Origin of the sequence: Methylomonas stagni, from assembly GCF_050154735.1 — a bacterium.
GTDB classification, from domain to species: domain Bacteria; phylum Pseudomonadota; class Gammaproteobacteria; order Methylococcales; family Methylomonadaceae; genus Methylomonas; species Methylomonas koyamae_A.
Genome location: NZ_CP189557.1, coordinates 2,049,006 through 2,074,710, shown reverse-complemented (window position 1 = coordinate 2,074,710; position 25,705 = coordinate 2,049,006). Strand labels below are relative to the sequence as shown.

Annotated in this window: 14 protein-coding genes; 8 read left to right on the top strand and 6 right to left on the bottom strand. The window is 62.3% G+C overall.

Annotated elements, in window-relative coordinates:
- The first annotated feature begins 28 nt into the window (after positions 1-28).
- From ACP4CD_RS09600 to ACP4CD_RS09575, 6 genes are all read left to right on the top strand, one after another.
- Positions 29-11,740, top strand: a complete 11,712-nt coding sequence (locus ACP4CD_RS09600; protein ID WP_426994374.1) for a beta strand repeat-containing protein — start codon at positions 29-31, stop codon at positions 11,738-11,740.
- Positions 11,737-13,347 (top strand): TolC family protein, encoded by a 1,611-nt coding sequence (locus tag ACP4CD_RS09595; protein WP_426994373.1) that lies wholly within the window; start codon positions 11,737-11,739, stop codon positions 13,345-13,347. The genes ACP4CD_RS09600 and ACP4CD_RS09595 overlap by 4 nt, the downstream gene beginning before the upstream one ends.
- A 223-nt stretch (positions 13,348-13,570) precedes the next feature.
- Positions 13,571-14,080 carry an efflux RND transporter periplasmic adaptor subunit gene (locus ACP4CD_RS09590; RefSeq protein ID WP_426994372.1) on the top strand — a complete coding sequence of 170 codons (510 nt, stop codon included), beginning with the start codon at positions 13,571-13,573 and terminating at the stop codon, positions 14,078-14,080.
- Between the two features lie 3 nt (positions 14,081-14,083).
- Positions 14,084-15,424 carry an efflux RND transporter periplasmic adaptor subunit gene (locus tag ACP4CD_RS09585; RefSeq protein WP_426994371.1) on the top strand — a complete coding sequence of 447 codons (1,341 nt, stop codon included), beginning with the start codon at positions 14,084-14,086 and terminating at the stop codon, positions 15,422-15,424.
- Positions 15,409-17,538, top strand: coding sequence for an HlyD family efflux transporter periplasmic adaptor subunit (locus tag ACP4CD_RS09580; RefSeq protein ID WP_426994370.1), 2,130 nt, complete (start codon positions 15,409-15,411; stop codon positions 17,536-17,538). Before ACP4CD_RS09585 ends, ACP4CD_RS09580 begins: the two co-directional genes overlap by 16 nt.
- 576 nt (positions 17,539-18,114) lie before the next feature.
- On the top strand, positions 18,115-18,621 hold the full coding sequence (locus ACP4CD_RS09575) for a phage tail protein (RefSeq protein WP_168027907.1): 507 nt from the start codon (positions 18,115-18,117) through the stop codon (positions 18,619-18,621).
- Positions 18,622-18,835: 214 nt separating this feature from the next.
- Here ACP4CD_RS09575 and ACP4CD_RS09570 read toward each other — a convergent pair whose 3' ends face one another.
- The 4 genes from ACP4CD_RS09570 to aqpZ form a co-directional block, all read right to left on the bottom strand.
- On the bottom strand, positions 18,836-19,216 hold the full coding sequence (locus ACP4CD_RS09570) for an FAD-dependent oxidoreductase (protein ID WP_426994369.1): 381 nt from the start codon (positions 19,214-19,216) through the stop codon (positions 18,836-18,838).
- Complete coding sequence (locus ACP4CD_RS09565) at positions 19,189-20,106, bottom strand: flavin monoamine oxidase family protein (protein ID WP_426994368.1); 918 nt, start codon at positions 20,104-20,106, stop codon at positions 19,189-19,191. Before ACP4CD_RS09565 ends, ACP4CD_RS09570 begins: the two co-directional genes overlap by 28 nt.
- Positions 20,076-20,432 (bottom strand): twin-arginine translocation signal domain-containing protein, encoded by a 357-nt coding sequence (locus tag ACP4CD_RS09560; protein ID WP_426994367.1) that lies wholly within the window; start codon positions 20,430-20,432, stop codon positions 20,076-20,078. Before ACP4CD_RS09560 ends, ACP4CD_RS09565 begins: the two co-directional genes overlap by 31 nt.
- 487 nt (positions 20,433-20,919) lie before the next feature.
- A complete protein-coding gene (aqpZ, locus tag ACP4CD_RS09555) occupies positions 20,920-21,609 on the bottom strand; it encodes an aquaporin Z (RefSeq protein ID WP_064027191.1) in 690 nt (229 codons plus the stop codon).
- A gap of 285 nt (positions 21,610-21,894) precedes the next feature.
- Between aqpZ and ACP4CD_RS09550 the strand changes: the two genes are divergently transcribed.
- Entirely contained in the window at positions 21,895-22,704 is an 810-nt protein-coding gene (locus ACP4CD_RS09550; RefSeq protein WP_064027205.1) for an NAD(+)--dinitrogen-reductase ADP-D-ribosyltransferase, read from the top strand.
- A complete protein-coding gene (draG, locus tag ACP4CD_RS09545; protein ID WP_426994366.1) occupies positions 22,704-23,579 on the top strand; it encodes an ADP-ribosyl-[dinitrogen reductase] hydrolase in 876 nt (291 codons plus the stop codon). The genes ACP4CD_RS09550 and draG overlap by 1 nt, the downstream gene beginning before the upstream one ends.
- A gap of 22 nt (positions 23,580-23,601) precedes the next feature.
- On the opposite strand, the gene ACP4CD_RS09540 is transcribed toward draG, so the two are convergent.
- On the bottom strand, positions 23,602-23,763 hold the full coding sequence (locus ACP4CD_RS09540) for a hypothetical protein (RefSeq protein ID WP_157197814.1): 162 nt from the start codon (positions 23,761-23,763) through the stop codon (positions 23,602-23,604).
- A gap of 78 nt (positions 23,764-23,841) precedes the next feature.
- Positions 23,842-25,704: a 1-deoxy-D-xylulose-5-phosphate synthase gene (gene dxs / locus ACP4CD_RS09535; protein ID WP_426994365.1), complete on the bottom strand. Its 1,863-nt coding sequence runs from the start codon at positions 25,702-25,704 to the stop codon at positions 23,842-23,844.
- Position 25,705: the final 1 nt, after the last annotated feature.

The following is a 25,705-nucleotide window of genomic DNA, read 5'->3' as shown; positions in this document are numbered from 1 at the left end:
TTGACCGTCGATTTTGGGGAGCAAGACCATGAAACTATTCCAGCGTATTCGCCCCGCCGGGACTCGCCATCGTTCCAAGGCGGCACCGCTACGTGCCTGGGCCTTGGAACCGCGCATCCTGTTCGACGGCGCGGCGGCGGTCAGCGCCGACGCCGCTCAAGCGGACGCGCCGCCGACCGCCGATCAGCCGCCGTCGGCGCTGGACGCTCAACATTTGCTGGATGCGGCGGCCGCCTGCCAATTCCCGGAAGCGCCGGCCGCCCGGCCTACCGCCGTCATCTTCGTCGACAGCCGGGTCAGGGACGCCGAAACCTTGTTGGCCGGCGCCGATCCGCGCGCCGAAGTCGTAATGTTGGAGGCCGGCCGCGACGGCGTGCAACAGATGGCCGACTATTTGGCGGATCGCCGGGACATTTCGGCGATTTCCATTGTCGCCGAGGGCGGCGAGGCCAACGTTTGGTTGGGCAATGCCTGGCTGAACAATGATTCAATCGGCGGCTACGCCGCTCAACTCGATACGATAGGCCAAGCGCTGGCGGCCGACGGCGATCTGCAAGTCTATTCCTGCAACCTGGGCCGGGGCGCCGACGGCGCTACGTTTGCCCGGACCCTGGCCGATCTGACCGGGGCCGACGTGGCGGTGTCCGACGACCGCACCGGCGCCGGCGGCGATTGGGACTTGGAAGTGCGGACCGGCGACATCTCGGCGCCCGCGGCGTTTTCCGCTTCGGCCATGGCCGACTACGATTACGCGCTGGCGACGGTCACCGTGACCAACAATAACGATAGCGGTGCCGGGTCGTTGCGCGCGGCGATTGCGTCGGCGTCGTCCGGCGACACGATTACATTCAACGCTGGGATGACGATTACCTTGTCCAGCGGCCAGTTAAGTATCAGCCAAAATTTGACGATAGACGGCGATCTGGACGACAACGGTAGTGCCGATGTTACCGTCGATGCCAATTACCACAGCCGGGTGCTGTCGATTACCAGCGGCAACGTGACCGTGGACGGTTTGACGATCACCCACGGTTTGGTTTCGGGCGACGGCGGTGCGTATAACAGCGTCAACGGCGGCGATGCGTTGGGCGCCGGAATCTCGGTGACCGGCGCGGGCACCACGGCCACATTTTTGCATTCGACAATCACCGGCAACGTCGCGGCCGGCGGCGGCGGCAACGGCGGTAGCGACGACGGGTCTTACGGTTACGGCGGCGGCGGCGGCGCAGGTTGGGGGACGACTGTCGGCGGGTCGGGAGGCGCATTCAATGCCTCTACGTCAGGGGCTTCAGGTTCGGCGGGCACGGGTGGCGACGGTGGCTTCGCCTCGGTCTCCAGCGCAAAAGGCATTGGCGGTAGCAGTGGCGTCAGTGGCGCCGGCGGCGCCGGCGGAACCAGTGGTAGTAACAACGCGGGCGGAACCGGTGGAACCGCCGGCTCGGGCGGACTGGGTTTTATCGGCGGCGGTGGTGGCGGATACGGTTCCGGCAGCGGCAGCGCGGTGGTTGGCCGGGGAGGGATCGGCGCCGGCGCTTTAGCAATTGGTTCCGGCGCAACGGTGTACATGGCTTCGACCTCGATCACCAATAATCTCGGCGCCGGCGGCGGCGGCGCGGGTGGTTACGATGTCGATGGTGGTGACGGCGGAGCCGGCGTCGGCGGAATCTACAACAATGGTGCGTTCAAATACGAAAACGCCACCATTACCCACACCTCGAATTACGGAGGCGGCGGTGCCGGCGGAACGTCCTCGGGCGGTAACCCCGGCGCCTCCGGGTCGGGCGGTAACGCCGGCACCGAATGGCTGGACGGGCCGGGCAGCACGGCCGCCTGGACGCCGCCCTCGCCGACGGCGTCGATTACTTCGGCTACCTACGACGCTAGCACCAACGTGCTGACCGTCACCGGCGCTAATATGACCACCGGCGACACCATCGATACCACCAAGCTGACGCTGACCGGCGAGGGCGGCAATACCTATACCTTGGCCGGCAGTTACACGGTGACCGCCAGTAGTTCCACCAGTTTTAGCATTACTTTGGATGCCACCGATCAGCTCAACGTCGAAGGCCTGCTGAATAAGGACGGGACCGCGTCCGCCGGCGCGACCACCTACAATCTAGCCGGCGCGGCGAATTGGGACAGCACCGCCGCGGCATCCGCAGATACCACCGGCAACGGCGTTACCGTCAGCAGTACCCAAACGCCGACCTTGACCTCGGCGACCTACGACACCACGACCGGCTTGTTGGTCGTGACCGGTACCCATCTGGTCAAGCAAAGCGGCGCGACCAACGATATCGACGCTTCGTTGTTCACGTTGACCGGCCAAGGCGGCAGCTACACCTTGACCGACACCAGCGATGTGGAGATCACTTCGGCGACTGCGTTCACGTTGACGTTGTCGGCCACCGACCAGGCCCAGGTCAACACCCTGCTCGATAAAAACGGCACCAGTTCCAGCGGCAGCACGACTTACAATCTGGCGGGCGCCGATAATTGGAACGGCCCAATCACCGGCGGTAGTATTGCCGATACCAGTGGCAACGGCATCACTGTTTCCGGCATCAATTCGGCGGCGGTGATTAGCGGTTTGAACGGCGATAGCGTGGCCTTGTCCGGCACCGTGACGCTCGATGCCGGCGGCAATTTGACCGTTTCCGACGCCGAAAACGACGTAGGAGACTGGAACGGCGCTTCGTTGACCGTGCAGCGCGGCAAGATCGGCGATGCCAGTATCGCCGATGCCAGCGGCAACGACGTCTACAGCTTCAATGCCAGCGGTTTCAGCGATACCGGTTCGGCGTTGCAAACCGGCGGCGCGACCACCTTCGCTACCTACACCAATACCGGCGGGGTGTTGACGATCAACTTCAACGCCAATGCCACCACCGCGTTGGTGCAAGCAGTGATGCGCGGCATTCAATACGCCAACAGCACCCCGTTCGGCGATGCCACGATCCGTTTCGCGTTGAGCGACGGTGCCGCGACGACGAATGCCGACGTCAGTGTGACCAGTTCCAACATTTACGTGACCCAGACCAGCGACGACAGTGGCAACGACGCCGCCGACGGCTTCGGTTTGCGTGAAGCGTTGGCGCGCTCGGCGGCCCAGGCCGGCGCGGATAGCGTGATTCTGAGCAATTTGACCAGCGGCACCACGCTGACCTTGACCGGCTCCACCGCAAGCTTGGGTGCCGACGATACGGTGACCTTGCAAGGGGCAAAGACCGTGACGATAGCCGGTAGCGGCGGTGGCGGTCTGGTACTGGCCGGGTCCGGCACCCTGAACTTGATCGGCGCCAGCGCCGCCTTGACCGTGTCCGCCGATATATCCGGCGCCAGCGGCAGTCTCGGTAAAACCAACGGCGGCGCCTTGACGCTGTCCGGTAGCAATACTTACGGCGGCACGACGTCGTTCAGCAACGGCGCCGTGACCCTGAACGGCGGCGCGGCGATCCCCAATGCCAGCGCGCTGACCTTGGGCAACGGCGCAGGTCTGGCCGTCACGCTGGGGGCCAACGAAACCATAGGTTCGTTGAGCGGCAGCGGCGTGATAGGCAGTTTCGATCTCGGTTCGTTCACGTTGACGACCGGAGGCGACGCCACCTCGACCGGTTTCGACGGGGTGTTAAGCGGTTCCGGCGGCTTAACCAAAGCCGGCAGCGGCACCTTCACGCTGAGCGGCGCCAACACCTATACCGGCGCGACTACCGTGTCGGCCGGCACGCTGGCTTTGAGCGGCGGTAGCGCCTTGGCCGACACCAGCGCGGTCAGCGTGGCCGGCACCTTGAGTCTCAACGCATCCGAGACGATCGGTTCGTTGGCCGGGGCCGGTAGCGTCGTTCTGGGCGCCAATACCTTGACCGCCGGCGGCGACAATTCGTCAACCACGTTTTCCGGCGGAATCTCCGGTAGCGGCGGATTGACCAAAGCCGGCAGCGGCACCCTGATTTTGTCGGGTAGCAACACCTTCAGCGGCGCGCTGACCTTGTCCGGCGGCACGTTGCAAACCGCCAGTCTGGGTAGCGCCGGTTCGCTGGTCATGGACGGCGGTACCTTGGCGGCTAGCGCCGGGGGTATTACCTCCTCGGTTGGGGTATCGGTCACCGCCAACGGCGGCGCGTTCAATACCACGGCCGGCAACATCACGCTGAACGGTAATCTGACCGGTACCGGTGGCATCTCGGTCGGCGGGGGCGCGGGCAACGTGCTGAAGCTAGCGGGTACCAACACCGGTTACAGCGGCACCATTACGTTGAACAACACGATCATCGACATCGCGTCGGACAGCGCGCTGGGGACCGGCGCGCTGGCCTGGAACGGCGGCAAGCTGCGTTCGACCACCACGGCGCGCAGCATAGCCAACGCGATCACGCTCGGCGGCGATGTGACGATGTCGGGATCGTTTGCGTTGACCTTTACCGGCAACGTCGATTTCGGCAACGCGGCACGGACCATCAACAGCGGCGTGGATACGACGTTCTCGGGTGTCTTGAGTAATAGCAGCGGTCTGTTCACCAAGACCGGCGGCGGCACGATGACGCTGTCGGGCGCGAATACCTTGACCGGCGCCGTCACGCTGTCGCTAGGCGGGTTAACGTTAAATAACGCGAGTGCCATCGCCAACAATACCGCGGTTTCGGTGGGTGCCGGGACGACGTTGACGCTGGGTGCCGCCAAAACCATCGGTTCATTGGCGGGCGCCGGCAACGTTGCGCTCGGGGCTTTTACGTTGACGGCCGGGAATGGCTCCAACACCAGTTTTACCGGCGTCATCAGCGGTAGCGGCGGTTTGACCAAGACCGGTTCCGGTACCTTGACCTTGGGCGGCACCAACACCTATACCGGTGCGACCACAATTTCGGCCGGTACCTTGACCACCAGCGGCAACAACCGAATCGCCGACAGTTCGGCGGTGACGGTGGCCAGCGGCGCCAGCTTGACGCTGTCGTCGGCCAGCGACAGGATCGGTTCGTTGGCCGGCGCCGGCACGGTGTCCTTGACCTCCAGCACTTTGGAAATCGGCGGCGACAACACCAGCACCAGTTTTACCGGCACGATCACCGGTAGCGGCGCGACCGTCGACAAAGTAGGCAGCGGAACGCTGACCCTGGCCCTGTCCGGGACGAATGCCTTGACCGCCACGTCGCGTCTCCAAGCGTCCGGCGGTACGGTGGTGTTGTCCGGTACGCTGAGCGGCACGCCCGAACTGGCGCTGAACGGCGGCTCCTACCAGTTGGCGTCGGATGTCAGCGTCGGCCAAATCAATAGCTACAGCAGCGGTAATATCGATCTGCAATCCTTCACGCTGACTAGCGATTCGGCATCGTCAGGGGCGTTTTCCGGGGTAATCAGCGGCAGCGGCGGCCTGACCAAGCTGGGTAGCGGCGAATTGGACTTGTCCGGCACCAATACTTACACGGGGGCCACGACGATTTCGGCGGGCACGCTGACCTTGTCCGGCAGCGGCTCGGTGCTGGCCGATACCACCGCCGTCACCGTGGCTTCAGGCGCCATTCTGAATCTGCACGCCATCGACGACACGATAGGCTCGCTGGCCGGAGCCGGCACCGTGACACTGAACAGCGGCACGCTGACGCTGGCCGGTAATGCTTCGACCACGTTCTCCGGTATTTTGCAGGACGGCGGAAATAGCGGCGGCTTTGCTAAAGCCGGCAGCGGTAGCTTGACCTTGTCCGGCGCCAATACCTATACAGGTTCGACCGCGATCGACGCCGGTACCTTACTGGTCACCGGCAGCTTGAACGGCGCCGGAGCCGGCGCGGTTAACGTGGCCAGCGGCGCCACGCTGGCCGGCACCGGTAGCGTCAACGGCGGCCTGACGATCGCTTCGGGCGGGACCTTGGCGCCGGGCGTGGCCGGCAGCAACGACGGCGTCGGCACGCTGACCGTGACCGGCGGTTTAACTATCGCCTCCGGCGGCAGCTTGGCGGCCGACATTGCCGGTTCGGCCAGCTACGATAGCGTGGCGGTTACCGGCGCGGTCAATGTCAGCGGCGCCGCGCTGAGCTTGTCCGGCGCCCATGTCGCCACCAAATCGGCGAGCGGCGAAGCCTTCACATTGATTTCCAACGACGGTTCGGACGCGATCACCGGCAATTTTAGCGGTTTGGCGGCGGCCGGCACCGTGACGTTTAACGCCGTGGCGTTGACCGCCAGTTACACGGCCGGCAGCAACAGTAACGACTTTCGCTTGACCGGACCGGTCAACCAGGGGCCGGCCCTGGGCGGTACCTTTACTACCGCCGGCAGCGTCAACGACAATGCCACGACCACGCCGTTCGCCAACGTGACCTACACCGACGCCGACGACAGTTCGGGCACGTTCACGCTGACCATCAGCTACACCGGCGCCAACGGCACCTTGAGCAGCGCCGGCGGCGGTTTGACCGGTTCGGCCGGCAGCTACACCTTGACCGCGAACAGTCCCGGCGCGCTGCAAACCCTGCTGCAAGCGCTGGTGTTTACACCGACCGACAACCAAGCCGTGCCGGCTGGCACCGTCCAGACCACGTTTACGTTGACCGGCAACGACGGCACTAGCAGCGGCTCCGCCGACAGCTCGACCATGATCACCGCGACCTCGATTAACGACGCGCCGACCGATTTGCAACTTTCCAACAACGCGATCAGCGTGTTCGACGGGCTCAACGCCACGGTCGGCACGCTGTCGGCGTCCGACGTCGATACCGGCCAGACCTTGACTTATAGCTTGGTCAGCGGCAGTGGCGACACCGACAACGCCAGTTTTACAATCAGCGGCACCACGTTGAGCGTCGACAACGCGGCTTTGACCGCCGGTCAGACGTATTCGGTTCGTATCGGCGCCAGCGACGGCACCGATTCGGTCGAACAGGTATTCTCGATCACGGTATCTAATGATCTGACAGTGACCGTCACCGCGATAGACGGCAACGCGGTCAGTAGCTTTAATGCCGACGTCGCCGACGGCGGCGGTCTGGATCTGCGGGAAGCGCTGTATTACGCCGGTACCATTGCCGGGCCGACCACGATCAACTTCGCCGAAACCTTGAGCGGCACCATCACGTTGGGCGGGGCCTATACCGTGGCCGACGGCGTGACCTTGGCGATGGATAGCGACACCGACAGCCGCTCGCTGACGATCACCAGCCAGTCCTTGAATTTGGCCGGCGCGATTGGGGTCAGCGTCGGCAGCGGCGATACGCTGACCATCAATTCCGCGCTAGCCGACGACGGTAGCGTGGTTTCTAATTTGACCAAAAGCGGCGCCGGCAAACTGGTGCTCGGCGGCACCAACAATACCTCGACCGGCGGCACCAGCGGCACCGGCTTGAATACCGCCAGCATCGCCGGCGGCACGTTGGCGGTGGCCGGCGACGCCAATCTGGGAACCGGCGACCTGATCTTGAGCGGCGGTACCTTGCAGACGACCGGCGGCTATCCGAACGCGATCGACAACAATATCGTGCTGGCGGCGGACAGCGGCATTCTGGTCGATACCGGCGCTTACCTGCAACATACCGGCGTGCTGAGCGGCAGCGGCGTACTGACCAAACTGGGCGGCTCCACGCTGGAGCTGGCCGGCTCTTCGGCCAACACCTACAGCGGCGGCACCGCGATCGGCGCCGGTTATCTGCTGACCAGCAAGAGCGGCGCGCTGGGCAGCGGCGGGGTGGTTATCGCCAACGGCGCCTCGTTACACTTGCAAAGCGCGGCGAACTACAGCAACACGATCTCCGCCGCCGGCGTCGGCGCGGACACTAACGGCGCGATCCGCGCCATCGGCGGCGACAATACCTTGAGCGGCCAAATCACGCTGACCGGCAACACCAAGATCGACACCGGCGGCAACGCCTTGACGCTATCCGGCGGCATCACCGACGGCGCCAACAGCTATGCGCTGACTCAGTTCTGGACCGGCACGCTGCTACTGTCCGGTACCGGCGATTGGGACGGCGGTCTGGCCGTGACCGGCGGCACCGTGCAGGCTGAAGGAGGCGCGGCGATCAAGGACAGTTGCGCGGTGACCTTATCCGGTGCCGGAGCGCTAAGCATCAGCGCTAGCGAGACGATAGGCACGCTGTCCGGCGGCAGTTCGGCGGTCGCCGGCATTAGCTTGGATAGCGGCGCGGTATTGACCGTCAATCAAGCGACCGGCAGCAGTTTTTCCGGCGCGATCGCAGGTGCCGGCGGTTTGACCAAGGCCGGCGCGAACGAGTTGGAACTGTCCGGAACCAATACCTACAGCGGCGCGACCACGGTAACGGCCGGCATGTTGTCGGTCTCGGGCGGCGACGCCATCGGCGACGATAGCGCGCTCGACATCGCCGGCGGCGCCACGCTGTTTTTATACGACAACGAAACCGCCGGCTCACTGTCCGGCGCCGGCAGCGTGACCTTGAACAGCGGCAGCCTGACCGTCGGCGGCAATAATGCCTCGACCGGCTTTTCCGGGGTGGTCGAAGACGGCGCCATTGGCGGGAATTTGATTAAAACCGGCACCGGCACTTTGACCCTGTCAGGCAATAACAGCTATAGCGGAGAAACCACGGTGCGTGGCGGCGGTACCTTGGCGATAGCCTCCGACGCCAATCTCGGCGGCGGCGATCTGACCTTGAACGCCGGCACGCTGTCGATTAGCGCCGCCACGACCATCGATAACGATGTGACCCTGATCGGCGCGGCGACCGTTTCGAACAGCGCGGCCGCGACGCTGTCCGGCGTGTTGTCCGGCAGCGGATCGTTGACCAAGCAAGGCGGCGCGGCGTTGACGCTGTCCGGCAATAATACTTATAGCGGCGTGACGACCGTATCGGCCGGCACGCTGGCGGTGACCGGCGCGCTGGGCGGGACCGGCGGCGTTTCGGTGCAATCCGGGGCGACCTTGGCCGGCAGCGGCAGTATTTTCGCGGTCAGTTCGACCAATCAATTGACGATACTCGACGGAGCGACATTGGCTCCCGGAGTGGCCGGCACCAATAACGGCATCGGCGTGCTGACCGTCAACGGCAATCTGCGGCTCAGCGGCGACATGGCCGCTGAAGTCGGCGGCGACGGCGGCGTGGCCGGCACCGACTTCGACCAAGTCGTCGTCAACGGCGTCGTCAGTTTGAACGGCGGATCGTTGAGCGTGAGCCGGGTCGGCGCTTACAGTGCCAGCAACGGTGCCACGTATCGGATCATCGACAACGACGGCGCCGACGCGGTGTCCGGCAGCGCCGGCACTTTCAACGGCATACCCGAGGGTAGCGACGCGACGTTGAACGGCGACATTTATACCGTGCGTTACGCCAGCGGCACCGGCAACGACGTGGTGCTGACCGCGTTGGTCAACCCACTGGTAACCGAAGTTTCGGCTTCGACCGCCAGCGGCAGTTACAAAGCCGGTGACACCGTCACCATTACCGTGACCTTTAACCGTGCCGTCACGGTGACCGGCACGCCGACCTTGGCGCTGAATACCGGCCGCAACGCCAGTTTCAGCGGCGGCTCGGGCACGACCACGTTGAGTTTCAGCTATGTCGTGCAAGCCGGTGACACCAGCGCCGACCTGGACTACGCGGCCACCACCGCGTTGGCCTTGAGCGGCGGCGCGATACTGGATAGCTCGACCAGTCTACCGGCGATATTGACCTTGGCCGCGCCCGGCGATCCCGACTCCTTGGGTGCCAACCGCGACATCGTGGTCGATACCTCTGCGCCGGCCGCGCCGAGCTTGAGTTTGACCACCGACAGCGGCACCAGTAACAGCGACGCCATCACCAACAGCGGCGCGGTGACGGTGTCCGGTCTGGAAGGCGGCGCGAGCTGGCAATACAGCAGCGACGGCGGCACGAGCTGGACGACGGGCAACGGCACCAGCTTTAACGTCAGCGGCGATGGGGCCAAGTCGCTGTTGGTTCGGCAGATCGATATTGCCGGCAATGTCTCGGCCAATTCCGCCGCGCTAGCCTTTACCCTGGATACAGTCTCCGCCGCGCCGAGCTTGGCCTTGGCCGAGGATAGCGGCGCCAGTGCCGTCGATGGCTTGACCAACAATGGTGTCGTCAACGCGGCCGGTCTAGAAAGCGGCGCCAGTTGGGAATACAGCATCGACGGCGGTACGACTTGGGTCGCCGGCAGCGGCGACAGTTTTAGCGTGGCCGGCGACGGCGCCAAGTCGGTGTTGGCGCGGCAGACCGACTTGGCCGGCAATGCATCGGCTGAGTCGGTCGCATTGACCTTCACGTTGGACACCGCCGCGCCGGCCGAGGCGAGCGGAAGCTTGAGCGTGGCCGAAAATGCCGCGAACGGCACGGCGGTCGGTAGTGTGACGGCCAGCGATCTGCATGCGGTGGTTTACAGTCTGGTTGACGACGCTAACGGCCGCTTCGCGATCGACGCCGCGACCGGCGCGGTCACCGTCGCCGATGGCGGCCAACTAAATTACGAAGCCGCCGCCAGCCACTCGATCACCGTGCGCGCCACCGACGCGGCCGGCAACAGCCGCGACACCGAACTGAGCGTGACGCTGACCAATGCCAACGACGCGCCGACCGGCACCTTGTCGATACGCGGTACGCCGACCGCCGGCGAAACCCTGACGGTCGTCGATGCGCTGAGCGACGCCGACGGCAAGGGTAGCGTGGTATATACCTGGAAGGACGGCGACGGCAATGTCCTGGGGACCGGCTCTCGCTTGTTGCTGACCCAAGCTTTCGTCGATAAAACCATCAGTGTGACAGCCAGTTACACCGACGGCTTGGACAACGCCGAGGAAGTCACTTCCAGCCCTACCGCGGCGGTGGCGATAGGCATCGTCACCAACGCCACGCAAACCGTGGACTTTAACGCGGGAACCGGCGGTGGACTGGGCGGTTTCGGTGGTTTGGGCGGCTCGCCCGCTGGTGGCGCCGGCGGCAATACTCAAACCTCGGTCAACGCGATTGCGCCGCTTGCGGTCGGTCCAGGCGTTGGCGGCGCTGGTGGTGTCGGAGCGACCGGCGCCGGCGGCACGGTTGGTTCGGGCGGCTCTACTGGCGGCGGTTTGGGTGGCGGCATCGGCGCTGGCGCCGCCGGCGGTTTAGGCGGGGGTTCCGGATTTGGCGGAGCCGGCTTAAGCGGCGGGCTCGGCGCCGGTGGCGGCGCGGGTTTCGGCACCTCACTGTTTTCCAGCACCGTTGGCGACGGCGGTTTGTCTTCGACCAGTGGGCAAACCACCTCCTTGCAAATGCAGGCCAGCGTGTCGGCGGATGGCGGCAATGCGTTTACGATGCCGGCTCAAGCACTGTCCAGCCTGGATACCAGCTCGGGCGTCAGTTTTCAGGCGACCCAGGCCAATGGCGCCAGCCTGCCGAGTTGGGTACGTTTCGATCCCGCGACCGGCGGCTTGAGCGTGCGAGAAGGACAGGGCGGCGATAACACCGTCGTCAAAATCACCGCGACCGACGGACGGGGCAACCAGACCGTCGTGACCGTGGTGCTGAAACCGCAGAACCGGCCAGGCCAGGGTACGGGCGGCGAAGGTCGGAGCGGAGGCGAAGGCCAGAACGGGGCCGGCGAAGGCCGGCCGGGCCAAGGCCAAGGCGGCGGACGCCCCGCTTCCGGCCGTGGCGGAGAGCCGCGCGCCGAGCTTGGCAAGACGCCGCTAAGCACCCAATTGCAAGCGTTCGGCAGCCAACGCACCCTACGGGATGCCGACACCCTATTGAACCATCTGGCGCGAGCGTTCCGCGATCCACGGGACGCCGCATGACTTTATCGACACAGGAATTCGCTATGGCTGAAAACCATTCCCGACCGACCCCTCGGTTTAATCCCGGCCTGTTGGCGGCGGCGATCGGTGCCGTATGGCTGACCGGTTGTTCGCTGACGCCTTCGCCGCTAACCCAGCAAGAGCGGCAGAGCCAGATCGGTCTCGATCAGAGTCAGTTGTTCAAGCAACAAGAACCGCTGACCGCGCCGTTGACCTTGTATCAGGCGATGTCGCGGGCACTCAAATATAACCTGGACCATCGGGTCAAGATGATGGAACGGGCGGTCGCGGAAGGCCAGGCGACCTTGGCCCGCTTCGATTTGTTGCCGGAAGTGGTGGCTTCGGCCGGCTATCGCAGCCGCGACAATTTCAACGCCTCGGCCAGCCGCTCGATTTCGACCGGCCGGCAATCGCTGGAAACCTCGACCTCGCAGGACCGCAGCCGCTACCTGGGCGATTTGAGTCTGCGCTGGAATATTCTGGACTTCGGCGTCAGTTATTTCCGGGCTCAGCAGGAAGGCAACAAGGCCTTGGTGACCGCAGAAAGCCGGCGCAAGGTCAGCCACAATTTGATGAAGGACGTACGTAGCGCCTATTGGCGAGCCTTGAGCGCGCAGCGAATGACCGCCAAGATTCAACCGGTGCTGGCCGAAGCCCGCCGCGCCTTGGAACTCGCCAGCCAGGCCGAGGCGGAAAAACTGCGGGCGCCTCTGGAAGCCTTGCGCTATCGAAAAAGCCTGTTGGAAATCGTTCGCCGCTTGGAAGGCTTATTGGAACAACAGCAATTGGCTAAAGCCGAATTGACCGGCTTGATCAATCTGCCGCCGAATCAGGACTATCAATTGGCCGATGTCGCGGCCGGCGCTTGGCCCGGCATCGCCACGCCGCAGTTGAGTCAGGAACAACTGGACGAATTGGCCTTGCAATTGCGTCCGGAATTGCGTCAGGAAATGTATCAAACTCGGATCGGCTCGGCCGAAGTCAAAAAAGCCATGCTGCGCTTGCTGCCCGGCGTCGAGGTGCAATTGGGCGGCAATTACGATTCCAACTCCTATTTGCTGAATCAAAGCTGGGGCGAAATCGGCACGCAGATTTCCAAGAATCTGTTCGAGCTATTGTCGGCGCCGCAAGCCATCGCCACCGCCGAGACGCAGGAGTCGCTGGCCAACTCGCGGCGTTTGGCCGCGCACATGGCGATTTTGACCCAGGTGCGGCTGGCCCGGCAGCAATTGGCGCTGAGCGAAAACCAATTGAAATTGACGTCCGAGCTCGACGACATCAATCAGCAGATCCACCATCACGTGTTGAACAGCGAGTTGACCGAAGCGATGAGTTCGCTGGAGCGGATACGCACGTCGGTCGATTCGGTCTTGTCCGAGTTGCAACGCCACCAAAGTTACGCGGATTCGCAGGATGCGCTGGGTAAATTGTATGTATCCCTGGGCTTCGACCCGTTGCCGGCGACGATGGCCGACGACAGCGTCGATACGCTGGCGCGGGCGATCGAAGCGATCGATCAGGATTGGGTGCAAGGCCGCTTTCCATCGCAAGCCACCGACGATCCGACGCCGGAAACCGCCAACGCCGGCCAGGGAGAACATTCCTGATGGGCAAAGCTTGGTTTTTGTTGGTCGGTCTGGCATTGGCGCCGATTTTGCACGCCGAGCCGGCCGCCGAGACCGAAATCCGCGCGCAGCTGACCGCGCGCAACGCCACCACGCTGTCGGCGGAACTGGCGGCGGTGATTAAGGAATTGACGGTGCGCGACGGCGAGCGCTTCAAAAAGGCCAATTACTGGTCGCTTTCGACTGCTCCATCCAACAAGCGCAATTGGAAAAAGCCCGCGCCACCGCGCAGGGCGCCGCCAAGACCTATGAAGTCGATCAACGCCTGGCTAAGCTGGAATCGATCAGCGTGCTGGAAGTCGAGGTCGCCGCCGCCAAATTGGGCGAAGCCAAGGCCGACGTGGCCTTGACCCAGGCCGGTTTGGAAAAGTGCAAGATCGCCGCGCCATTCGACGGCCGGGTCGCCGAACTGAAAGCCCAGCGTCATCAACATTTGAAAGTCGGCGATCCGATCATGGATGTGTTGGACGACGGCCAACTGGAAGTCAAACTGATCGTGCCGTCGCCGTGGCTGCGCTGGCTGAAAGCCGGTCAAGCCTTTTCGGTACATATCGACGAATTGGACCGGGATTTCCCGGCCGAAGTCGTCACATTGGGCGCCCGTATCGATCCGGTCAGCCAAACCGTTGCCATTTTGGGGCGTATTACCGGCAAACATACCGAATTACTGGCCGGCATGAGCGGCCGGGCAGCCTTTCCCAATCAAACGCACTAATTCATGGGCGAGACCGAGGACGCCCGCTACCGTCAGGCGCGGGGCCTGGCGCTGCTGCTGCAACTGCAACGTCGGGCGCGGGCCGCCGAGGACTTGGCCGCGCTCGGCTTCGTGGCGGTCAACGAAACCCGCGGCTTGGTCGAGTATCGGCAAGCCGCGTTATGGTTGGATCGGCCGTTGCGGCCGATCGCGGCCTTGTCCGGCGTCGCCGATGCCGATCCGCAAGCGCCGTATGCGGTCTGGTTGGCGGCGGTGTGCCGCTGGCTGCACGGCGCCGACCGCGCGCAGGCTTACCGCTGTATGCACCTGGACGAACTGCCGGAATCGCTGCGCGGCGATTGGCGGCAATGGTTGCCGGCTCAGGCCTTATGGTTGCCGTTGACGGCGCGCGGCCAGCGCCTCGGCGGTTTGTTGCTGGCCAGGGAATCGGCCTGGCTGGACGCCGAAGCGCAACTGCTGGCCGAATTGGCCGACGCTTACGCTCACGCCTGGCAAGCGCTGGCGCCGAAACCGGCTTGGTATCGGCGCGGGTTCGGGCGGCGCTCGGTCAAGCTGTGGGCGTTCGGCGTCCTGCTGGCGTTGATGTGGCCGGTGCGCTTGTCGGTGCTGGCGCCGGCCGAGATCGTCCCGGCTCGGCCCACGCTGATCCGCGCGCCGCTGGCCGGGGTGGTCGCCGCGTTTCACGTCCAGCCCAATCAAAGCGTCGCGGCCGGTGAACCGCTGCTGAGCCTGGAAAATACCGATATCGCCAACCGCTTGGAAGTGTCGCGCAAAGCGCTGGCGGTGGCCGAGGCGGAATATCGCAAGACCGCGCAGCAAGCCATGTTCGATGCCGACAGCAAGGCGGAAGTCGCGGTGCTGAAGGCGCGGATGGATCAGCATGCCGCCGAGGTGGCGTTCATGCAAGGCCAGTTGGCGCGGGCCGAGGTCGCGGCGCCGCATGCCGGCGTGGCGATCTTCGCCGACGTGCACGACTGGCTGGGCAGGCCGGTGGAATTGGGCGAGCGGATTTTAATGGTGGCCGATGCCAACCAAGTGGAGCTGGATATTCGTCTGCCGATCGGCGATTTCATCGAATTGGCGGAGGGAGGCCCCGCGACGGTGTTTTTGAACGTCGACCCTCAGCATCCGATGGAGGCCGAGGTGTATAGCGTCAGTTACCAAACCTCGGCCGAGGCTGGCGACGCACTGGTGTACCGCGTCAAGGCGCGTCTGACTGACAGCGAGCGGCCGCCGCGCATCGGTTTGAAGGGGACGGCCAAGCTTTACGGCGAACGGGTGACGCTGTTTTATTACTTGTTTCGGCGGCCGTTGGCGGCCGCGCGTTTATGGTTGGGATGGTAGCCGATCCGACGGCCTTGCCGCCGTTGCGGGAAGAAATTCATTGTCTGGCCGGGCCCGCCGGATTTGACGGCGCACCGACCTGGACCCTGCACGATCCGGCCAACAACCGTTTTTACCGTATCGGCTGGCCGGAATTTGAAATCCTCAGTCGCTGGCGGTTGGCGGTTCCGCAGGCGATCGCAGACGCGATCGGGCGGGAAACCACGCTGGCGGTGAGCGCCGAGCAAGTCGCCGATCTGGGCAAGTTTCTAATGGCGCACAATCTGCTGCGCGCGGAAGGGCCGGCCGGTTTGGAAGGGCTGCGCCGGCAAGCGGCGGCTCGCCGAATCGGTGTCGGCGAATGGCTGTTGCACAATTATCTGTTTTTTAAGATTCCGTTGCTTCGCCCGGACGCCTGGCTGGCGCGCTGCTATCCGCGATTGGCTTGGGTTTACAGCGGGCGTTGCGCCGCGCTGTTCGGACTGTGCGCGTTACTGGCGCTGTTTTTGTTGTCGAGGCAGTGGGACGCCTTCCTGAACACCTTTCCGTATTTCTTTAACTGGCTGGGTCTGGCCCAGTGGTTTCTGGCCCTGGCTCTGGCGAAAACCTTGCACGAGTTCGGCCACGCCCTGACCGCCCATCGCTACGGTTGCCGGGTACCGACGATGGGGGTTGCCTTCATGGTGATGTACCCGATGTTGTACACCGATGCCAGCGAGGCCTGGAAATTGGTGTCGCGCCGGCAACGCCTGGCGATCGCCGGGGCCGGTGTCGCCGCCGAACTGGGCTTGGCCGTGGTCGCGGCTCTGGCCTGGAGTTTTTTGCCGGACGGGCCGGCCCGTGGCGGCGTGTTTTTGTTGGCGACTTCGACCTGGATCGTCACGCTGGCGATCAATCTTAGCCCATTCATGCGCTTTGACGGCTATTACCTGCTGGCTGACTGGTTGGGCGTCGATAATCTGCAGCCGCGCGCGTTTGCCTACGCCCGCTGGCGGATGCGGACTTGGCTGTTCGGTTTGGACTGGCCGGCCCCGGAAATCTTGCCGCCGCGCATGGCGCGGTTTTTCGCGGTCTATGCTTGGGGAACCTGGCTGTACCGCTTCTTCCTGTTTTTGGGGATCGCGGTACTGGTTTACCACTTCAGCTTTAAATTGCTGGGTTTGTTGTTGATGGCGGTTGAAATTGGTTGGTTTATTGTCCGGCCCATCGTTTCCGAATTGCGGGTCTGGTGGAGCTTGTCCGGCCACGACATCGGCCGGGGCCGGCGTTTGACCGGACTGGCCGCGCTGCTCGGCGTAGCCGCCCTGCTGCTGTTGCCGTGGCAGGGGTATACGACCGCGCCGGCCATGATCCGCGCCGAACAGTATGCCGAGATTGTCCTGCCCAGAGCAGGGCGCTTGGAGAGTTTTCCGATCGCCGCCGGTCAGACCGTCAAACGCGGTGAATTATTGGCGCGCCTGAGTTCACCGGAGCTGGATTACCAAGCCTCGGACGCTGGCAGTCAGGGTCGCGCGCTGGCTTGGCAATTGGCCTATCAAGGCCTGCGCCAGGATTTGTTGCAGCGGCGGCGAGTGTTATTGAAGGAATTGGAGTCTGCTGCCGCCAAGCAGGCCGGCACCCAGGAGCAACAAGCCGAACTGACGTTGTCGGCACCGTTCGACGGCGTGGCGCTGGACGTTAACGATGCACTTCAGGTCGGTCAATGGTTGCCGGCCGGCGAGGCGATGCTGATTGTCGCCGATCCCGGCGCTTGGTTGGTCGAGGCCTATCTGGCCGAAGAGGATTTGCTGCCCGCCGAGCAAGCAGTGTCCGGCTGGTTTTACCCGGACGATCCGGACGCGGCCCCGGTCGCGTGTCGGGTGGAACGCATCGATCGCGGCGGCTCGACTCGAATTCCCGATGCGCTGGCCTCCAGTTACGGCGGGGATCTGGCGGCGCGTCCGGACCGGCAGGGCCTGCAGATACCGGAAAGGGCGGTGTATCGGATCGTATTGCGGCCGATTCAAACCCCAAGCCGCAACGCCTTTCCCGGCGTACGCCGAGGTAGCGTGCGCTTGGATACGCCGGCCGTCAGTCTGCTCAGTAAAGCCTGGCGAAGGGTTGCCACCGTGGCGGTCCGCGAATCGGGGTTTTAGACGTTTACTCATTCCGAAGATAACGTTCACGAAACCGTCGGGTCGTCCCAGCCAATCAAAGCGCCGGCGTGGGAGCGGCTTTAGCCGGGATCGGTGTCGTTCCCACGTTGGCACGCCGTGATTTGCCTCCTGACTTTCAGAAAGATGATCAGCTAAACGGCACTGCGAGGACAAAGCCGAGCGCAACTACGGCCTTGGCTAGGCAAGGTGTCCCTATTTCCCCGCACTACGCGGGTTGTTCCAGACTTCTTCTCCCGCGTCTCGTCCAGCGGCGCGCCATTACGGTATACCGTGTCGCGCACGAAATATCGTGGCGCTTAGACGGTGCCAGTGAATTTGCTTACGGCCGACCTCCAATTTATAGTGCTTTATTATCAATGGCTTAATTTCGATTTGGCATGGCTTGCATGATTTGGCATCCAATTTGCCCTTATCGATTCAAGTCCATCAAGTTTCTCGGTGATTTTTTAAATCAAATTTGGTGACTTTCAGCGATATCACACTATCGGATTATTCGACCTTGTAAAAGGCAAATCAGAATAGTTTTAACTTAATTCACTTTGTTGGGGATATATCATGAAAAAAATAACCGGTATTTTAAGCGTTATATTAGGTGTCATCGCATCGTCGGCAAACGCCGCGGGCTCGGCCGTCGCGGAGGACCCGAATGCCAATAGCGGCCCGGCTACCTACTTTGAATTCAGCGCCGGCGCGATTACGACCTATTTCACCGACTGCAAGGGCATGGGTTCGCAAAACGAGGTTGTCGAATCCAAGGTCGTTAGCGGGCGGGGGGAAATGGGTGCGGTTAAAGTGCCAGGGCGAATGTCGGTTAGAAATCTAACTTGCAGCAAAGCCTTGGGTAAATCGCTGGAGTTATGGAATTGGCGGCAACAGGTCGCGGACGGAAATATCGGCAGGGCACGTTACGATGCGACTTTGATTGCCTACGATGCGTCGATGACACCTATTGCGGAATGGTCTTTTAGTCGCGCATGGCCGGTATCGGTGGATTACAACGAAACCACGCCCGGAAAAGAAACCCTGATATTCGCCGCCGAACGTGTCCAGCGGGTGAAGTGATCGAGTCCCGGCCCGGCCATCGCCGGATTGTGGAGCGTTGACGGTCGCGGTTTCAAATCCGTTTAAGCCGAGCGGATCGATAGACAATAAGTTTGGCCCCCCAATGCTTCGTGTAGCTAGGCCACGCTGGGGGGGGGGCGGGTTTCGTCGCGGACCTTTTTATAACAGGTGGGGTGCCTGTTACTGTCTCCAGCGCTTGTTGCGGCGCGGGTGTTTATTCACGATGGTTTTGTAAGATGTCCAGCGCCAATGCCGCCGCCAAGCGGCCGGTTTGGGCGCCGCCTTCCATGAAACCGTAATTGGCGTCGCTCAAATGCTCGCCGGCAAAAATCAATTTGTCGAAAGCCACTTGTTGGGTCGCGGAGCCGTCGCCCTCGACCCAAAAGAATTCGGCGAATGTGCTTAGCTGTCCAGGCGCAAAGTTAGCGTAGCCGCCGCCGGCATAAGGATTGTTCCCCCAGGCGCTTTTTGCCAAGCCCCCGCTCGCCGAGGCTTTCGCGCCAGGGATAAATTTGTCCAGATCGGTGATGAATTGTTTCGCCAGCGGTTTGATATTGCCGGTGTTATTCAGTTGTCTGGCCTGATCGCCGCCCAAGAAAAATTCAACGCGCCGCCGCGACGATGCGGTTGGCGCTGAGTTTCGTCCCAGACCTCCGAGTAGCCGAAGTCCGTCCAGGCCGCCAAACTAAAACCGGCGGGGCTATGCCAGAAGCGTTGCTTAAAACCGGCGATCAATTTTTCATTGGCGCCGGGATTGGCTTCGGCGACGAAACGGCGAAACAAAGCGGGTAACGGGGCATCGAGCTCCACGTTGCGCAAGGCCGGAAAGGGTGTCGCAATGATGACGATGTCGGCTTCAACCCGGCTTCCGTCGCCGAAGGTCAGATGGTATTCGTCGTTGCGCAGCTTGAGCGCTCGCAAAGCTTTACGCAGATGAATTTGCCCCGCCAAGGCGCGCGCCAGCGCATCGGTGATCCGCGCCGAACCGCCGACCACGGCGTAAACCTCATCGCTGTAGCTGAGCAAATCGACGGCTTGACCGTCGACCACCGGCAAAATATCGATTAGTTGTAATGCCGACGCTTGTGAGGTTTCCGCGCCGAATTCGGTTCGCAGCATATTTCCCAGTAGGCTGCGCACATAAGGCGCGCCGATTTTATCGGCGTGTCGGTGCAAGTAATCGCTGACCGACCTTTGATCGAACAGCGGCGCATGCGTTTCCCAGTCCTGGTCCAGCAAGCCGGCATCTTCGTGAATCTGCGCGGCAATGGCGCGCAAATCGTCGGCCAGCTGCGCTTCGCTAAAGCGTTCGCCGTTGAAGAAATAGACTTCTTTCGGATAAGGTAAGCGCGCCGCATCCTGGCGTTTATCGAACAGCTTAATCCCGAAGTCCTTGGCCAACCCCAGCATGTCCGGATGATTGGTATTGATCAGCTCCGCGCCCAAATCGATCGTCAAGCCGTCGTCGAGGCTGGCGGACAACATACGGCCGCCCACCCGAGATCGCGCTTCGAAGACTGTCGCCGCAACGCCGGCTTTTTTAGCCGGTAAGCGGCATTCAGGCCGGCAATACCGGCCCCGATGATCGCCACTCGCGCATCGCCGCGATCTTTCGCCCAAGCCGGCGGCGCCAGGCTTGAGCTCACCGCGCCGGCAAATCCGGCCGCTGCGGAAGTCTTGATAAAACGGCGTCTGCTCCAGCCCGCCTGGCTAGCGGGAATCGGGTCGGGCAAGTGATTGGCTTTAAGATGGTCCCGTCTGGCAGCCTGTAAAATCAGAACCAGCCGCCGAAATAAAGTGCTATGCGTCATCAGCAAATCTCCCGTATTCGAAAATCGCATTATAGAATTAAAATCCGCCGCGGCTGAGGTCTCGCGCTGGAATAAACGTGTTGCCCGCTACCGCGATACCAGGGGGAGGACGGCGCTTTGGCGGGGAAATCGTCAAATCCGGCGTACGGTCGAATGGAGTCAGGCGGCCATCGGCTGTGTTTCTTCAGCTTTCTCCGTTTGCAAGATGACAGCGATACCGCTCTGAAAACGAATACCTCCATTGGAACGCCCTCGATCGCGGCTAAAGACGCTCCGGCCCGGTTTTTGTGCTGCGGGCGAAAACCCTTTCACGATCGTTAGATTGAAGCAAGTCGCGATGTTGCGAGCGAAAACCGCTATCTAGGCAAACGGAAGGTCGCAGGCGTTGTGCGGTTGGGTTCGCCCGGTTTCGGGCTTCGCCGCCGGAACCGGGCATTGGGCTGCCTGTTCCTGACGGCGAATCCGCGCCTATCCGATTAGGCGCTTCTTACTCGGTCGGCCCGCCGATAAAACGATATGCCAAAGCGCCCAATATCGCGCCGATAAACGGTGCGACCCAAAACAGCCACAGTTGCGCCAGGGCCCAATCGCCGACGTACAGCGCGACGCCGAGGCTGCGGGCCGGATTGACCGAGGTATTGGTGACCGGAATGCTGATCAAATGAATCAAGGTCAGGCACAGACCGATCGCGATCGGCGCCAGACCTTGCGGGGCGCGCGCGTCGGTGGCGCCGAGTATCACCAGCAGAAACATCATCGTCATCACGACTTCGGTGATCAGCGCCGCCAGTAGCGAATAGCCGCCCGGCGAATGTTCGCCGTAGCCGTTGGAGGCAAAGCCGGCGGATACATCGAAACCGGCCTTGCCGCTGGCGATCAGATACAGGACGCCGCCGGCAATCACCGCGCCGACGACTTGCGATGCAATGTACGGCAACAATTGTTTGGCCGGAAACCGACCGCCCATCCACAAGCCGACCGATACCGCCGGATTGAGATGGCAGCCCGAGATATGACCGATCGCGTAAGCCATCGTCAGCACCGTCAATCCGAAGGCCAGCGAGACGCCGAGCAGGCCGATACCGACTTGCGGAAACGCGGCGGCCAATACGGCGCTGCCGCAGCCGCCCAATACCAACCAGAAAGTCCCAAAGGACTCGGCTACATAATTTTTCATCTGATTCTCCCGTGTATAGTTATTGTGGTGCCGATTTTGGGACTTTGTTTTTGTTTGTGAATCAATCGGCTAGCAGACTCTAGCCCCGCCCCGCACGGGCTGTCAATCACAAAAATTCGTGCTGACCACTAACCGGGGCGATGGTCGGATTTGGCGACGGGATTTTCCGGCTGGGTGGGCGTTTAGGCGAGGAAACCGAAGGCCGGTAACGGCGGTTTGGCAAAACCGGGTTATCGATGTGAAAATATTCGGTTAACGATCATTCCCAAGGTAGCCGACCCGACTATGCCCGACATTTCCCGTCACGGACACAGTACCAACTTGATCGGCGTGGCGACGGAGTGCATCGCGAGCCACTTGTTCAACGAATACCCCAAATCCCTGAGCATTGCCGGTACCCGCGAGGCGGCGCACGGCCTGTTCGACAAATTGGCCGAGCAAACCACGCTGGAGCAATGCGGTCAGGTATTTCAGGATTATATGTGCGTGGTGTTCGGCTTCGAAACCGAGCAACGCTTGAGCGACGACGCTCTAGGCCGGCGGCGCTACCGCAACAGTTATTTGCGGCTGATTCAGGATTGGGGACTGGATTCCAACAACGCTCAGGGGGCGGTGTTGAAGGGGTGGGTGGAAAGTCGATTCGGCTTGTTTCCCAATTATCATAAGACCCGTATCACCAGTTTCATGAGCTACGACTGGCTGGCCTATGTCGAAGAAAAGATGAACAGTCGTTATCACAACAACTGCATCTTCATGCAGCTGGATTTGCTGTACGAGTTTTGCCAATGGGTGGTCGCCCGCTTTCAGCGGCCGGCGGCCACGCACAAGACGCTGTATCGAGGGGTCAACGATTTGGGGGATTGGGTTGTCGAAGGCGTGGGTGATCACCATGAAAAAATCGTCCGCTTCAACAGCATCGTGTCGTTCACGGATAAGTGCGGTATCGCCGGCGAGTTCGGTAGCTACATTTTGGAAGTCGAGGTGCCGATGGTAAAACTGGTGTTTTTCAGCGATCTGCTGCCGCACCATGCCTTGCGCGGCGAGGCTGAATATTTGGTGATCGGCGGCGATTACCGAGTTACCGTGAGGCGTTGATGAACGAAGCTTTGCTGAACCGCGCACTGGGCGCGTATCTGGGTTTTGCCTGCGGCGATGCGCTGGGTGCGACGGTGGAGTTTATGTCGCCCAAACGCATACAAAAACGCTACGGCGTGCATCGCGAGATGATAGGTGGGGGCTGGTTGGATTTGGCGCCGGGACAAGTTACCGACGATACCCAGATGTCGCTGGCCTTGGGCGCGGCGATACTGGCTAGACCGGACTGGGATTTGGCGACGGTGGCCGACCATTTCGTGGCTTGGCTGGAAACCGAGCCGCCCGATGTCGGCATGACTTGCCGGCGCGGCATCGTCCGCTACCGCGACGACGGCGAATTGATCGGCTTGCCGCGCGAGGACGAGGCGGGCAACGGCGCCTGCATGCGCAATTTACCGGTGGTGTTGGCGACCTTGAATCGTCCGCTCGAATTCGATCGTTGGAGTCTGGAGCAGGGCAGGATTACCCACCACAACCCATTATCCGACGCCGCGACTCTGACGCTGGGGCGGATGACGCAGAGCTTGTTGTTGGGCGAGGAGGTCGCGGTTTGCCGAGCCCTGGCCGCCGGTTTGGTCGAACAATTCGAGCTATTCGGGTTCGATCCGTATCCGGGGAAGTCGTCCGGCTATATCGTCGATACGCTGCAGACCGTGTTGCACTATTTTTTCACGACCGACGATTTCGAGTCCTGTCTGGTGGCGACGGTCAATCAAGGCGGCGATGCCGATACGACGGGCGCTTTGGCCGGTATGTTGGCGGGTGCGCGCTATGGCTTGGCGGCCATTCCGCCGCGTTGGCTGGAAAACCTGGACGGCAAGGTTGCCGCCGAAATTCGCCGCCAAACCGAGAAATTACTGGGTCTAGCCGCTTAGCTGCGCCGAACGGCGGTCGCGGTCAGACGCGCGCGGCCAGCTTCAGCAACAAACCGGCGACCAATGCGGTCTGCAACAAGCCGACGCCAACGACCGCGCGGATCGGTTCGGCCTGATGCTCGGTAAAGCCGTCGGCTTTGAGCTTATTGGCGAATTCGAGCGTATCGAGAATGATGCTGCTCATGGTGGGTAGACTCCGGATGCGGGACACTGACCGTAGAGTCGGCCCAAATTCAGCGCCACCGACAAAATGCCTGTTGTCTCAAGCGCAAAACGCCTCGATGCTGGCCAACAGGCCTTTGGCGTCGAGTCCGCACAAGCCGAGCAGTTGTTCTCTGGAGCCCTGCTCGACGAAGCGGTCGGGCAGGCCGAGGGTCAGGACCGGCATCAGTATCCGCTGCGCTTGCAGGAATTCCAGTACCGCACTACCGGCCCCGCCGGCAATGACGTTTTCCTCGACCGTGACGAACACGTCGTGGGTTTTGGCGAGTTCCAGAATCAAGCTTTCATCAAGGGGCTTGACGAAGCGCATGTTGGCGACCGTGGCACCCAGTTGCTTGCCGGCTTCGACGGCCGGGGCGACCATCGCCCCCCAGGCCAGGATGGCAATCCGGTCGCCCTGGTGGCGAATCTCGCCCTGGCCGATCTCAAGGTCGGTCAGGCGCGGATCGATCGCCGCGCCGGGCCCCTTGCCGCGCGGATAGCGCACCGAGGCTGGGCCGTGGTAATGGAAGCCGGTGGTCAGCATCTGCCGGCACTCGTTCTCGTCGGCCGGGGCCATCACTAGCATGTTCGGAATGCAGCGTAGATAGCTGTAGTCGAAGGCGCCGGCATGGGTCGGGCCGTCCGGGCCGACCAGACCGGCTCGATCCAGCGCAAACAACACGTCCAGATTCTGCAAGGCCACGTCGTGGATCAACTGGTCGTAACCGCGTTGTAAAAAGGTCGAATAAATCGCCACCACTGGCTTGGCGCCTTGGCAGGCCTGGCCGGCGGCCAGGGTCACCGCGTGCTGCTCGGCGATGGCCACGTCGAAATAGCGTTGCGGGTATTGCTGGGAAAACTCGACCAACCCCGAGCCTTCGCGCATGGCCGGGGTAATCCCCAGCAGCCGCTCGTCCTCGGCCGCCATGTCGCACAACCAACGGCTGAACACCTCGGTATAGGTTGGATGTGGCGACGGCGCCGCCTTGGGCAGAAAATCCTGGGTCGGATCGAAGGCCGGCACGCCGTGGTAAGCCAAGGGGTCCTTCTCGGCCGGCGCATAGCCCTTGCCCTTCTTGGTGACCACGTGCAAAAACACCGGTCCGCGCAAATCCTTGAGCTTGTCCAGGGTCGACACCAGGATCTCCAGATCGTGGCCGTCGATCGGTCCGAAATAATTAAAGCCCAACTCCTCGAACAAGGTCCCCGGCACGATCATGCCCTTGACGTGTTCTTCCGCCTTGCGCGCCAACTCCCAAACGCTGGGCATGCTGGACAAGGCCTTCTTGCTTTCCTGGCGGACCGAGGAATACAGCTTGCTGGACAAAATCTTGGTCAGATAATTGTTCATCGCCCCGACCGGCGGCGAAATCGACATCTCGTTGTCGTTCAGAATCACCAACAGATTGGCATTGACGTCGCCGGCATGATTCATCGCCTCGAAGGCCATGCCGCCGGTGATCGAACCGTCGCCGATGATGGCCACCATCTTCTTGTCCTCGCCGCGCAACTGCGAAGCGATCGCCATGCCCAAGGCCGCGCTGATCGAAGTCGAGGAATGGCCGACGCCGAAGGCATCGTATTCGCTCTCGGCCCGGCACGGAAAGGCCGACACCCCGCCCAGGGTACGGATCGTGGTCATCCTATCCTTGCGGCCGGTCAGAATCTTGTGCGGATAGGCCTGATGGCCGACATCCCAAACCAATTGATCGACCGGGGTGTTGAATACGTAATGCAGCGCCACGGTCAATTCCACGGTGCCCAGGCCGGCCGCGAAATGGCCGCCGGAAATACTGACGGTGTGGGTCAGAAACCGGCGCACCTCGTCGGCCAACGCCTGGAGCTGCTCGGGCGCCAGCGCGCGGATGTCGGTCGGGCTGGCGATGGTGGCTAGCAGCGGAAATTCGTTAGTCTGTTTCATA

Excerpts from the sequence above, each read along its gene's own strand:
- ACP4CD_RS09600 (WP_426994374.1), top strand. The coding sequence starts at position 29 with ATGAAACTATTCCAGCGTATTCGCCCCGCCGGGACTCGCCATCGTTCC.
- ACP4CD_RS09595 (WP_426994373.1), top strand. The coding sequence starts at position 11,737 with ATGACTTTATCGACACAGGAATTCGCTATGGCTGAAAACCATTCCCGA.
- ACP4CD_RS09585 (WP_426994371.1), top strand. The coding sequence starts at position 14,084 with ATGGGCGAGACCGAGGACGCCCGCTACCGTCAGGCGCGGGGCCTGGCG.
- ACP4CD_RS09580 (WP_426994370.1), top strand. The coding sequence starts at position 15,409 with ATGGTTGGGATGGTAGCCGATCCGACGGCCTTGCCGCCGTTGCGGGAA.
- ACP4CD_RS09575 (WP_168027907.1), top strand. The coding sequence starts at position 18,115 with ATGAAAAAAATAACCGGTATTTTAAGCGTTATATTAGGTGTCATCGCA.
- ACP4CD_RS09565 (WP_426994368.1), bottom strand. The coding sequence starts at position 20,106 with ATGTTGTCCGCCAGCCTCGACGACGGCTTGACGATCGATTTGGGCGCG.
- ACP4CD_RS09560 (WP_426994367.1), bottom strand. The coding sequence starts at position 20,432 with ATGACGCATAGCACTTTATTTCGGCGGCTGGTTCTGATTTTACAGGCT.
- aqpZ (WP_064027191.1), bottom strand. The coding sequence starts at position 21,609 with ATGAAAAATTATGTAGCCGAGTCCTTTGGGACTTTCTGGTTGGTATTG.
- ACP4CD_RS09550 (WP_064027205.1), top strand. The coding sequence starts at position 21,895 with ATGCCCGACATTTCCCGTCACGGACACAGTACCAACTTGATCGGCGTG.
- draG (WP_426994366.1), top strand. The coding sequence starts at position 22,704 with ATGAACGAAGCTTTGCTGAACCGCGCACTGGGCGCGTATCTGGGTTTT.
- ACP4CD_RS09540 (WP_157197814.1), bottom strand. The coding sequence starts at position 23,763 with ATGAGCAGCATCATTCTCGATACGCTCGAATTCGCCAATAAGCTCAAA.
- dxs (WP_426994365.1), bottom strand. The coding sequence starts at position 25,704 with ATGAAACAGACTAACGAATTTCCGCTGCTAGCCACCATCGCCAGCCCG.